General features: G+C 44.0%; 6 protein-coding genes. 3 read left to right on the top strand and 3 right to left on the bottom strand.

Annotation, left to right across the window (positions count from 1 at the left end; all coding sequences use genetic code 11):
* Positions 1-3566: Ig-like domain-containing protein (locus DDT91_RS18725; protein WP_187177728.1), on the top strand; the 3566-nt coding region annotated here is incomplete at its 5' end.
* Between the two features lie 381 nt (positions 3567-3947).
* The gene (locus DDT91_RS18720) at positions 3948-5078 is read left to right on the top strand and encodes an App1 family protein (RefSeq protein WP_255502191.1); all 1131 of its coding nucleotides are present in this window, start codon (positions 3948-3950) and stop codon (positions 5076-5078) included.
* A 26-nt stretch (positions 5079-5104) separates the two neighbouring features.
* On the opposite strand, the gene DDT91_RS18715 is transcribed toward DDT91_RS18720, so the two are convergent.
* Positions 5105-9472: a hypothetical protein gene (locus DDT91_RS18715; protein ID WP_187177727.1), complete on the bottom strand. Its 4368-nt coding sequence runs from the start codon at positions 9470-9472 to the stop codon at positions 5105-5107.
* A 1029-nt stretch (positions 9473-10501) separates the two neighbouring features.
* The gene (locus DDT91_RS18710; RefSeq protein ID WP_187177726.1) at positions 10502-11536 is read right to left on the bottom strand and encodes an RluA family pseudouridine synthase; all 1035 of its coding nucleotides are present in this window, start codon (positions 11534-11536) and stop codon (positions 10502-10504) included.
* 17 nt (positions 11537-11553) lie between these two features.
* Between DDT91_RS18710 and DDT91_RS18705 the strand changes: the two genes are divergently transcribed.
* Positions 11554-12501: a 1-aminocyclopropane-1-carboxylate deaminase/D-cysteine desulfhydrase gene (locus tag DDT91_RS18705; RefSeq protein ID WP_255502190.1), complete on the top strand. Its 948-nt coding sequence runs from the start codon at positions 11554-11556 to the stop codon at positions 12499-12501.
* Here DDT91_RS18705 and DDT91_RS18700 read toward each other — a convergent pair.
* Positions 12491-13126: a helix-turn-helix domain-containing protein gene (locus DDT91_RS18700; RefSeq protein WP_187177725.1), complete on the bottom strand. Its 636-nt coding sequence runs from the start codon at positions 13124-13126 to the stop codon at positions 12491-12493. The genes DDT91_RS18705 and DDT91_RS18700 overlap by 11 nt on opposite strands.
* Positions 13127-13149: the final 23 nt, after the last annotated feature.

Here is a 13149-nt window from a genome sequence, read left to right as displayed (position 1 = left end):
TCCATCCATCTACAGGCGTAGTAACCGGGGTAGCGGCAGGTACTGCTACCATTAACTACACCGTGCCCGGAACCGGTGGGTGTGCCGATGCTACCGCTACTCGAACCGTCACTATTACCGCACCACCTAGTGCAGGTACATTAAGTGGAAATCAAGCCGTTTGTATCGGCGGAACTTCAACTTTCGCCTCTACAATTCCGGGGGGTACCTGGACAACAAGTAATGCTGCCATTGCTACAGTCAATCCTTCAACAGGCCTAGTAACCGGAGTGGCTGCTGGTACTGCTACCATCACCTACACCGTGCCCGGAACCGGTGGGTGTGCCGATGCTACCGCTACTCGAACCGTCACTATTACCGCACCACCTAGTGCAGGTACATTAAGTGGAAATCAAGCCGTTTGTATCGGCGGAACTTCAACTTTCGCCTCTACAATTCCGGGGGGTACCTGGACAACAAGTAATGCTGCCATTGCTACAGTCAATCCTTCAACAGGCCTAGTAACCGGAGTGGCTGCTGGTACTGCTACCATCACCTATACCGTAACCGGAACCGGAGGTTGTGCCAATGCTACCGCTACTCGAACCGTCACTATTACCGCACCACCTAGTGCAGGTACATTAAGTGGAAATCAAGCCGTCTGCATTGGCGGAACTTCAAACTTTGCCTCTACTATTGCCGGAGGTTCTTGGTCAACAAGTAATTCTGCCATTGCCACTGTCAATCCTTCAACAGGCGCAGTAACAGGTGTAGCGGCAGGCACCGCTACCATTACCTACACCGTGGCCGGTACAGGTGGTTGTGCCAATGCTACCGCTACCAGGACAATCAATATCACTCCTGACAATATCGCCTCCCCTCCCTCATCAACACCCACCCTTTGTATCACAACTCCACTTACCCCTATCACACATAATACAACTGGTGCTACAGGGATTGATCAGCTAAATGTAATTGGATTACCAGAAGGTGTAACCGCAAGCTGGGCCGGTGGTGTAATTTCGATTTCAGGTACTCCAATAGAAAACGGCACTTTCAACTACAGCATTCCTCTTATCGGCGGATGCGGTACTGTTTCCGCAACAGGATCAATAACAGTAATTGGTACAGCTCATCCTATAACCTCTGTATCAGCAAGCAACCCAAGTGCTCCAGGATTACCATCAACAATTACTATCAGGGGATCTAATTTCATTCCAGGCCAAAACTACACGATCGTATACGATGCTGATGGGGCAAATCCTGCAACGGATGTCTCCAGAACAGTGACAGCTTCACCAGATGGATCGCTTACCTTTAATACCTCCAATTTAACGGCAGAGGGGGTAAGTGTATTAACTGTAAAAAGTATCATCAGAACAGGAGATGCCTGCCCTTACATTCCTGCTGGTTCGAATACTGTAAGATTTGGAATTGTTTGTACTGCCGAGTACCCCGCATCTGCCGCACTTCAATCATTTTTCGTTCCTGAAGGGGTTTTCGAATTGACCGTAGAAGTATGGGGAGGAGGAGGAAGAGGAGGATCCAGAACAAGTAGTGCCGCTGCAGGAGGTGGCGGTGGCGGAGCCTATTCGAGAAGTTTGATTTCCGTCACAGCCGGTGAACCGCTCGCTGTTTTTGTAGGAAGAGGCAGCAATACAACCGCCGCAGGAGGGGACTCATGGGTTTCCAGAACAAATAACGTCTCTGATGCCTTGATTTTAGCCAAAGGAGGAAATTCCGTTGCTGACAATGCTTCAGGTGCACTAGGAGGTCAAGCAGATTCTGGTAGAGGGCAGAATAAATATAGTGGTGGCAATGGTGGATCTGTTATTTCTGGTAACAGTGGAGGGGGGGGATCTTCTGCAGGTATCAGTGTAGGTGGTAATGATGCTTCTGGAACCTCAGCAGGTGCAGCCCCATCAGGTGGAGGGGCAGGAGGACCAGGAAGAACTAATAATGGAAATGGAAATCCGGGATCTTCTCCAGGAGGTGGAGGTGGTGGAGCAATAGGCAATGGTCGTAGTGGAGGTCAAGGAGGAAATGGTAAAGTTGTAATCACCTATATATGTCCAGCAATTCCATGCGGAACCATCGTAGACGATGGAGCTGTATCTGGTTTTACAGTGATCCAATTTAATCAAAGCTGTCTATGGACTGCCCCTGAGGGCCTGGATGAATTTCAGGTCATGCTGGTAGGTGGTGGCGGTGGCGGAGGTATGGGTTCTTCGGCAGGAGGAGGCGGTGGTGGAGGGGTAACCACTTCTCAAATATATTCAGGTATTTCTCTTGGCGCAGGTATTGGCCTTCCACCAAATACAGGATTTAACATTATAGTAGGATCAGAAGGAATTGGATCCACCTCGCCAACTGCGAAAGGAGGACCTGGAGGAGATTCTTTCTTTTCTGGCCCTGCATTTACTCATTCCTCAGGTACGTTCCAGACTGTTTTAATTGCTGAAGGCGGTGGAGGTGGAGGCTCAAGTGGAAATTCCACAGTACTATCAGGCAACTCTGGCGGCTCAGGAGGTGGTGGAGCTGTATTACAAGATCCTGGGATAACTGAAGGTGCAGGTGGTCCGCCAACAGCAGGTAATGTTGGAGGCGAAGGAGAATATTCACAACCAGGGCCAAATAGAGCTTATGCTACACGAGCCGGTGGAGGAGGTGGGGGTGCTGGTTCCCCAGGAACAAAAGGTGACCTTACACCAGGAGCAAATCCTAAAGGACTTGGGGGAACGGGTGGGAATGGTTTATCATCTAATTTTTCTGGAAGCACAATTATTTATTCTGGAGGTGGGGGCGGAAGTTCTTCTGGAGCTGTTCCAGGTCAAACTGCAACACCAGGAGTTGGTGGAAATTTAGGAACTACGGGTGGAAATGCCCAAAATCTTGGAATTGGAAACCCTGGAGTTACAATAGGTTCTGGTGGAGGGGCAGGTCTTCTTGGTGGAGGAAATGGGGCAAGGGGAGTAGTGTATGTCAGGTATCCAAATATTCGTATCCTCCCTCTCGAATACCTCTACTTCAATGCCACTTATAATGCTACCCATAGAGAAGGGAATTTGGCTTGGGCCGTAGCCAAAGAATGGGAAAATTCTCACTTTGAAGTGGAGCGGTCGGTGAATAATATCAACAACTGGAAAAAGATAGGTGAGGTAACCGGAAAAGGCTATTCTGATGCTCCTGTGGAGTATAGCTTTATCGATCGTGAACTTCCGGCAAGCGGTGGAACGATCTTCTATCGATTGAAGCAGGTCAATTTCAGCGGCAGCTTCTTCTACAGTGCCACAAAGGCCATTCAGGTAGACCCTGTTCCCGGTGCTTCGTCTTGGATTATCTATCCTAATCCTACCTCCGGTGTTGGGTTCAGACTGGAACTCGTCAGTAAGGATCCACTGTTGGAAGGAGACGTGACCGCCACGATTTCTACCATACTTGGACAAACTGATCGGTTTAATGATCCTAATATCGAACGACTCAGCGAAAAACTGGCAAGCTACCTGCAGACCAAAGCGGCAGGAGTCTATATCTTGACCCTCAACTGGGCTGGTAAAACGGAATCCTTCCGAATTATTAAAAACTGATTAATTAATAATCTGATTGTAGGCTATTCTGACCGTTGACGAATTTTCCTTTGATTTTGGGACGGAAGACCGAAGACCGAAGATGTCCAAAACTTGCCGTTAATTTAGTCTTCAGACACTAGGAAGAACAACTATCAGATTACTTTAGATAACTGATAATACAGAAAGGACCCTACCATTTCAACAATTCAGAATGGTAGGGTCTTTTTCTTTTTCATTTTTCATAAATAAAATAGGAGTATTCGGAACTTTGCACGTAGTTTTCAATTCAAGTTAGAAAGCTCTTTCTAATCACCCTAACGCCCTTGGCAAGAGGGAATCCGCTTATTTTGAACCTCTAAGCCAATTTTACATCGGTTACGTGCAACCAAACGGATACACATGAATAAAATGAGCACTTCTCGTCCCAAAAGCCGATTACTTCCCGTTCTTTATTTTGTCAAAAGGCAGGTTTCAAAAGTCAAACTGCTGGCTTTGCTGAAAACAGGGCTCGTCAAAAAAGTGATGATTAAGCCTTATGCTGGATATGGAAACGGGAAGGAAATCTACTTGGCCGGACGTGTGCTCGAAGATAAAGGAATAGCTCCTTCCACCGCCTTGGACAGTTTTTGGAGCAATCTGGGAAAAATGAGAAAGCGGTTTCTTACGGTCGTTTTCCCCGGGGTCTATGTAAGTGCTACCTTCGAAAATCAAAAAATCACGGTCCAAACAGATGAAGAGGGTTATTTTGAAATCAGGCTGCCCATTCCCAATAGGGAGTTCCAGGAAGGCTGGAAATCCATCGAGTTGAGCATGAAGAATCCGGTGTCAGGAGGCATGTCACTCATCACCTCCTTCGGAAAAGTCTACTTCCCCTCCTCGAAAGCTGAATTTGGGGTGATCTCAGATATCGATGATACCATCGTGAGTACCGGGGCTATGCGGATGTGGGAGATGATCAAGGTGACTTTTTCTCAAAACGCCCACACCAGAATCCCTTTCCCGGGGGTATCCGAATTTTATCACTCCCTGCGCAAAGGAAGCGATGGCATCCTCAGCAATCCGCTCTTTTACGTATCGAGCAGCCCATGGAATCTCTATGATTTTTTGATGGAATTTCTAGAAGCTCATCAGATCCCCAAAGGTCCGCTCATGCTTCGGGATTTGGGACTCTCGAGAGATAAGTGGATAGCCGGCAGCCATAGAGATCATAAACTAAAACAGATCGAACATATTTTTGAAGTCTACCCCGACCTTCCTTTTATCCTGATCGGGGATAGTGGGCAGCAAGACCCTGAGATCTATCTCGAAGCCCTTCAAAGACACACTCATAAAATTCTTGCGGTATATATCAGAGATATTTCCAAGCGAGATCTCTCCTCTTTGAAACAGTCCTACACTCGAATGAACGTTCCTTTGATTCTAGTCGAAGATACGCTGGAGGCGGCAAGACATGCTATGAAGCAAGGGTGGATCACTCAACAGTCCGAAGAAAAAATCAAAGCGCAGTCGGTTCTTGATCAAAAAGGCTGATTCGCCCTTCAAAAAACTAAACCGACCTAATCTTCCTCCTTACGGATTTCCTTGGGCACTTTAGGCCTTCCCAGTCCGATGGTGCCCCTTAGGCCTGAAAAAGTGGATTTCCACCAGGCACTGATCACAAACTTTCGCTTATCCCGCTCCAGGTAAATTTCCCTTCTGACAATCCTGCCAGAGGAACCTCTTGGATTGGAATTTTTAGCCAACAAGTTGGCACCAAAAGTGAAGATTTTTAGCTTACCCAACCCCGGTTCAAGCGTCAAACTGTCCAAAAACTGGATTTTGAGGTCTTGGTAACCAAATTCCATCTGACCATAGGAATAATTTTCATTCAATCGGAAATTCCATGTTCCGTCCGTCACCGCACCTTGGGTAGCCTTTACAAACAAGGACTTAGACAAAAAGTCGGAAGCTTCTTCAAATTCAAAATCGTTCATCTTCACATTCACTTCCATTGGATAATTTTCTTTAAAAAAGAGGAGCGCCTCCAATTGCACCTCGCTTTTACCCATCAATTGGGTCTGAATTCCCAACCTTACCTTATCTACCGGATAGGGTTCGTCCTTTTTCCTCAGAAAGAAAGGGGCCATATCCATCTGAATTGAATCAAAGGTAATCATACCCGGCATGGTCGCTTTCGGAGCAAACTCAAAATACCTCACCCGGCTATCTCTGATTCGAATGCTTAGGATATCCGCGTTAACTTTTGCATGTTCCAATAAAAACTGGGGCATAGGCTTATAGACAGAGGAATCTATCGGCATCCTTTTGTCCCGAAAAAGGTCTACCCTTGCTCCATCCAACAGCACCTCATCTGCTTTTACCAATCCTTCCTCGAGATATCGTACAGGATCTATTCCTCTCACCTCAAGTTTTTCCACCCTGGCAGTAACCGCATCGGTCTGATACGGCAAACTTCTCAGATATCCATAATTACCCAAAACCGGTCTGTAATACAAATCATCAATGGAAAAGTCTCCCTCCTTATACTTCACGTTGCCAAAATCAATCTTGTAGAGGCTATCTGGGGTCAAAAATTCATACCCTTTCAAATTGAAGTTGAGTTTCTTTTTGGCCAAATCGCTTAAATCAGGCTTTTGATCCGGATCCAACAGATCTATTGCAAGTTCAGTGAGCGCTACATCCACCTGAGGAAATCCCAATCTGGGTATGGGGCCGATCCCTTTTCTATGAAAATTAATATTCCCATTTTCCAAAATCACATCCCCTACCAACAAGGACTCAATCAAGGTGTTTCTTTTTTGACCTTTTCCCACCCGCTCCTTAGTCTGAGATTTGACAGAGTCCAGATAAACATCCACCGCAGGATTGGTCAATCGAATTTGCTTTAGGTCCATTTTTTTTGTCTCCAAAACCTCCTGCAGACGATTTTTGCGAATGGCCAATTGGTCAATTTTGGCTTCAACAACCGGGTTTCCGCTTTTTCCAAAGTGATCTTTGGGAATAACCTGAAAGTCAGAAAAAATGACCTCATCCTTCTGATCACCAAGGGCAACTTTGGAAAACTTCACCGTATGAACACTGTCGGGAAGCGCAAAGGTAAAATCCTTCAAATCCAGGTTTGCTGAACCGTAAATACTGCTTAAATCTTTCTGGTCCACCATCAAGGTATCCAGATTGAAATCGGTGATCAAAAGGTCGAATCCTGTTTTTATGGATTCCTGAGACTCATTCTGCCCAAGGTAATTGAGCTGCAGGGAAGAATTGGCCGCTTTAATGGTGTCAACCTTAATTTGGTCGATCGTCTTCCGGATGGTTTTTTCCTTTTTTGTCCCCTCAGATTTAGATGCCGCATTTACCTTTCGGTCGATGGCGACTTCAATCTCACCTTGATTGATTTCCAGTACCTCCAGTTTGAGGAGGTTTTCAAAAACAAATTCTTCAATATTGACTCCTTTTAACTGAACTTTTGGAAAATTAAGTCCGAATGCAACCCTACTTTCAAAGCCTGCCCCAGGAATTAGAATTAGGTCATCAAATTCGATCGATTTTGTTCTGGAGTTATAATTGAGATAATCCGTTTCTACCACATACTTTCCACCCGCCAGACTAAAGGAATAATTATTAAAAGTCAAATCCACTTCTTCGGAAAACAAGGACCGATCTTGAATGGAGTCCCGATTTGTTCCCAGGGAAAAATTCTTTAACCTCAGAGATAAATTATCTTCCTCCAAACTGGACTGTTTTCCTCTCACATGGCTCTTATAACTGATTTTAGCCTTGTCCAAATTGACTGAATCAATTTGGATGGTATTAAAGTATCCGAGGAGTAACTCTTCGATATCCTCAGCAGAACCCGGACTTTCCCCAGATGGATCCTTCTTTTCTTTGGCACGATAAGTTGAAATGAAAAATTCAGGACTGGGTAGCGATATTTGACTGATCATCAAATCCTGATCAAAAAATGCTGCTTTGACGTCTACTCCTTCTGCTCTAAATAGGGGCACAAAAAAATCTACCACCGAGGTTTTTCCATAGATATCCAATTGGGATTGAATCTGATCTTGATTTTCAGGCTTTATAGAAAGATTTTGAACCTCCAAGAGGTCCTTTTTTGAATCTATGGTGAGCTGCTCTGCCAGAATCTGGTGGAGATTATCCCTTAATTTGAGCCGGTATTCGTTGAGGTTCAAATACAGTTCTTGGATCTGAAACTGCTCCTGAATCGCCAATTTGGAATCCGGAACAATCTTTAAATCATCGAGCTGCAAACTGAATTGATCAAAACCTATATCATTACTCCTTCTGCCGCTTTGATCTTTGAATTGAACAGTACCTTCTTTAACCTGAAAAGTTTTCACATCCACTTTATTCAGAAAGCCCGCTACCACCTCTGAGACAGGCGTACTGCCAGATCTTTCCTTTGCTTTGTCCAATTCAATAAACTCAATACTGGGATGATCAATCAAGATTTGATCTGCCACCAATTCCCCTGTTTGATACAGTTTTTTCAAATCCGCTTCCAAAAGGGAAAATTCGGGAAGCTCAAGTCGAATCAAATTTTTGGCCGTGTATTGCTCCAAAGCCTCCTGTCTGGGCATAATGGAGAGGTTGGAAACGATAAGTTCATCTTTAAACGAAGAAACCTGTACGTCCTCTCCTATCAAAACATGGATTCCATCTCCTAAGTATAATTTACTGCCTTGAATTTCCATGGAAGCGTCCTGGCCATAAAAAAACTGATTTTCGCGCTTCAAGGAATCTTCTCCCAAATAGAAGCCCACCATTTTAAAATCGAGTCTATCCAATTGGATTCTGTTTTTTAAGGTGTCCTCCAGTTCGGATTTTAAGAAGGACGCACCATTGACGGAAAGCTCCTTGATGGCTACCGTTTTGAGCTTGCCTTTGATCAGGTCATTCAAATCCCCCGAAGGAGCATTTTTATTGACCTGGTTGGCCGACTTGGCTACCTTGATGGTCGGACTATCCAAAATCAACTCGTCTATTTCCAATTCTGAAGTCATAAAAGCCTTGTTCAGATCGGCATTTCCAATCCTCAACCGATCCAAATTCAAGGTGTAGTAAGCCTTACTTTCCTTGGTAAAGTCAGGAATCAGAGAGAAATTGTTGATATCGACTGTCTTGTCCAGCGAGGAAATAAATACCCTGTCAGAGGCAAGCGTATGAACCCCATCCGGAAGCGGAAAAATGACTTGATCCAGGATAAATTCGAAGCCCTTGGCATTAAATGGAGTGGTCCAATCTGTTGTAGTCGTCCAGTCCAATTGCCTTACCACTAAGGAGGTATTTTCTGCCTTCAACTCGCTTTGGCTCAAAAAATTGAAGAAAAACAAGTTGGCATGATCGATTTCAATCCGATCAACATAAAATCCATTAAGATTGAGTCCACTAAGACTTTTCTTTATTTCTGTCTCGAGAATTTTTACAGCTGACACCTTGACCGAATCGGAGGAAGAGGCGCTCTTGACTTCTGGCTTGAATTGGTCAGATTCAGGCATAATCAAGGAGAAATTTGGGTTGTCCAGTTTGATTTTGTTTATCGAAAATTCCCCATCGAAAAAATCAAACCAAAGACCGGTAAAAGCCAGTTCGTCTAAGGTAAAATCAAATAAAACCTGATCAGATTTTGAATTTTCAGGATGAATAGGTCTCAGAACTATACCGTCTAAAAAAAAACCTCTCCGTATCAGAGAGAGACTGAATCGGTTAAACTCTATTTCATAGACACCTTTGGTGGACTCATTTATTTTTTTCCTTGCGATCCCGGCCAAAAAAATATTGGAACCGAAATAGACCACAAACTCCAAGCTGAGAAGTACCAAAAGGGCAATTAGCGAGCCGCGGAGTATCTTTTTTCTGAAAGTATGAGCCGTTTTTTGTTCCTCTTGACCCGACTGCGAAGCCATAGTTTACCTAGTAATTATGGAAAAGATACCACAATTTTTTCCCAAAAAAGAAAAAGCAACCAAATGGCTGCTTTTTGTGAAGCTGTAGGAGAAGGATTCGAACCTCCACGGGGCAGTTAGGCAATAGTCCGGTTTGAATTACGCTTTATTCTGGGATCCCCACCCCCGAGACAGGAGGGCTTGTCTGCCAATTTCAACATCCTACAGTATGTCTGTTAATCAATTTGAGCTTGTTCGTTTACAAGTAGCCTTCAACTCCCTGATAATCAAAAAGCTCTTGCGAGCTTTTGAGTAATAGAATTAATAGGTTTGAGATAATTGATGTAACAAAGTTAGTAAATTCGGATATTTATTAAATATTTTGCAACGTTTATTTTGTTTTTTTACAGTTTTTTTAATCAAAAATATATTTTGTTGACAATTCAGAAATATGACTTGGTAAATCTTCCAGTCCATTAGAGAATTGTTAATAAAAGGTGAGTGCAGAAAATATCATTTGAATATTTGGGCTAAAAGATCCCAAATGAAATTTTATTTGTCTCAATTAAAAAATAGGCAATAAAAAACCATGAAATAAAATTCCATGGTTTTAGTCAATTAACAATAAACCCAAAATAACCTGCTGTAGGAGAAGGATTCGAACCTCCACGGAGTAGTTAGGCAAAATTACGAGCTCGCTAATTGCTTTATCCCTCCCGATAGCTATCGGGACTCCACCCCCGAGACAGGAGGGCTTGTCTGCCAATTTCAACATCCTACAGTATGTGTGTGAACTTTTAGCTGATTGCTGATTCAAATATAGCAGGTTAAGTCCGGTTATTGCAAATTATTCAAAGTTTTGAGTAAAAATTTACAGTATTTTTAATGAAATCGATTGAATTATGACGATTAATAAATTTTATGATGGTTATCAAAACCCGAATTGAAAAATCGGCAACAAAACAGCTTCCAATTGTATTTTCTATATCAAAATGAATTATTTATTACTGATTTGATTATAAAATAATGCATCTATTAGATTTTTATCAACTATTCGTGCTTTACATAAGAATCCCATTTTTCCAACACTGAAGTAAAATCCTCGGGCAGAGGAGCCTCAAAGTACAGCTTCTCCTTAGTCACCGGATGGATAAATCCCAAACTCATCGCATGCAAAGCCTGACGGGGCATCAACTCAAAACAATTCTGAACGAAAGTTTTGTATTTGGCAAATTGAGTTCCCTTACGGATTTTGTCTCCTCCATACATGGCATCGTTGAATAAAGGATGCCCCAAAAACTTCATGTGAGCCCTAATTTGATGGGTACGGCCGGTCTCTAGGTTACATTGGATGAGAGATACATACCTCAAACGCTTCAACACCTTCCAATGTGTCACGGCATGCTTGCCCTGACTGCCATCCGGATACACATCCATCACTTTCCTATCCTTGGCACTCCTGCCTACATGACCCCGGATGGTACCGGAATCGGCCTCCGGTTCTCCCCAGACCAAAGCCAGGTAAGTCCTATCGATCGTATGATGAAAAAACTGCGCAGCCAACGGGGTCATCGCTTCTTCTGTTTTGGCAATCACCAATAGCCCGGAGGTATCTTTATCAATGCGATGAACCAATCCAGGACGTCCCACATTTCCCTTCATCTCCGGCAAATGCTGAAAATGATAAACCAACGCATTGACCAAGGTCCCTGTCCAATTGCCGTGGGCAGGATGGACGACCATCCCAGCCGGCTTATTCACCACCAAAAGATGTGTATCTTCATAGAGAATGTCTAAGGGAATATTCTCCGGAACTACCTCGGTATCCCTAGGCGGTTTTTCCAGAAGTACCCGGATTTCATCCAAAGGCTTGATTTTATAATTGGATTTCGTAGGCTGTCCATTGACCAAAACTGCTCCGCCATCAATGGCCTGCTGCACCTTATTGCGGGTAGCATTGGCAACTTTCTCAGTCAAAAATTTATCTATCCGCATCAGAGACTGTCCTTTGTCCACCAAAATGCGGTGGTGTTCGTACAGTTCTAACTCATCCTCTTCAAAGTCTTCTTCCTGGCGCTGGCTCATGCCACAAAAATAGAAGGATGTGGCTTAACTTTGGCAAAAGTCCACAAATGCTTCTCCCCCAGCCCATAGAAACGCAATCCCTTCAGCATCCCATTTTTGATGAAAAAAAGGTGAACGTGAGTCTTTTGCGTCTGGATCAAATTCATTCGGGGGTCTCAGGAAATAAGTTTTTTAAGCTCAAATACAATTTGGAAGAAGCTAAAAAACTTGGCAAACCTTCCATTCTTACCTTTGGAGGGGCTTATTCCAACCATATCTATGCCACCGCCTCTGCGGCCCGAGAAGCAGGTTTGACGTCTATAGGGATCATTCGAGGAGAGGGTTTGGATAGGAAAAACCCCACTTTGCTCCATGCCCGCGAAAGGGGAATGCTTTTGCATTTTGTCTCTAGGGTAGATTATCGAAAGAAAAACTCCGAGGAGTATATCGATCATCTTCGGGCTCATTTTGGTGATTTTTACCTGATCCCGGAAGGAGGAACCAATTCCTTGGCAATCCAAGGAACGGCAGAGATTTTGGAGGAAAAACACCGGGAATTCAGTCATGTCTGCACTGCACTGGGAACCGGGGGAACTTTTGCCGGATTAGCCAAAAGTCTGAACTCCGCCCAAACACTTCTGGGATTCTCTTCCCTCAAAGGAGAATTTATCAGGGAGGAAATCGAAAATTTGCTCATAGGCTCTAACATCCATCCTAAGGGCAGATTGGAGATTTTCACCCAATTCCACTTTGGAGGATATGCCAAATGGACGGATGAATTGATTGATTTTATTCACTGGTTTTGGAAGGCATTTGGAGTAATTCTTGACCCAATCTATACCGGGAAAATGGCTTTCGGATTTTGGGAGCTACTTCAAACCAATCATTTTCCAGCGGGATCAAAAATCCTTCTTATACATACCGGAGGGCTTCAGGGAAATCTTGGATTTACCCAACGAACCGGCATCGCTCTTCCTACTCCTTAAGGGTGAAAAAGTCCTCGGTTTCCTGTGGATGGATGGTCAGGACATTGGCCACCACCAGTCGAACCAGCGTTTTGGATGCTAAAAAAGGAGGAATACTGGCGGCTTTTGAAAATTCTTTTAAGGTGATTCTCCCCTTTTCTCCCAAGGCTTTCATCAAAATTTCCTCTTTCCTTCCATAAGTAAAGACTGTGTCTTTTGGGATCCTGCTTTTCTTTAGGACTTCCCACACTTCCCTACTTGCCTGCACACTACGGTCACCTACCCGAATAAAGGCCTGCTTTTTTTCCTGTGACTTTATATAATGAGGCCTATCCGGACTCAAAGGAATTCTAAAAACGGCAACACCCTTTTTCTCGGTGAGCTTTATGGTAAACACTTCAAAAGAAAGCGAAGGAAAAATCAGCTCGCGGATGGCCTTTTCCATCACAAAAATCTCCTCTTCGATAAAGCGCTGCCCGCTGACTGTACCATCATCATCCACGCCGATCAGAAGATCCCCTCCTTCGGTATTGGCCAAAGCAATCACCTCACGGACGATTTTCTCAGGAAAAGCCGCCTTTTTTTTGAATTCAATTTTGAGACCCTCGCCTTTTGCTGCCAAGGATTTCACTTCCTGAAGGGTCATAAAAAGATAGGTTTATATTCTTT

This window comes from Algoriphagus sp. AK58, from assembly GCF_014324365.1.
Classification (GTDB): domain Bacteria; phylum Bacteroidota; class Bacteroidia; order Cytophagales; family Cyclobacteriaceae; genus Algoriphagus.
The sequence above is the reverse complement of the archived record's forward strand: the minus strand, read 5'-3'. Positions and strand labels throughout refer to the sequence as shown.

Excerpts from the sequence above, each read along its gene's own strand:
- DDT91_RS18700 (WP_187177725.1), bottom strand. The coding sequence starts at position 13,126 with ATGACCCTTCAGGAAGTGAAATCCTTGGCAGCAAAAGGCGAGGGTCTC.
- DDT91_RS18705 (WP_255502190.1), top strand. The coding sequence starts at position 11,554 with ATGTGGCTTAACTTTGGCAAAAGTCCACAAATGCTTCTCCCCCAGCCC.
- DDT91_RS18715 (WP_187177727.1), bottom strand. The coding sequence starts at position 9,472 with ATGGCTTCGCAGTCGGGTCAAGAGGAACAAAAAACGGCTCATACTTTC.
- DDT91_RS18720 (WP_255502191.1), top strand. The coding sequence starts at position 3,948 with ATGAATAAAATGAGCACTTCTCGTCCCAAAAGCCGATTACTTCCCGTT.
- DDT91_RS18710 (WP_187177726.1), bottom strand. The coding sequence starts at position 11,536 with ATGAGCCAGCGCCAGGAAGAAGACTTTGAAGAGGATGAGTTAGAACTG.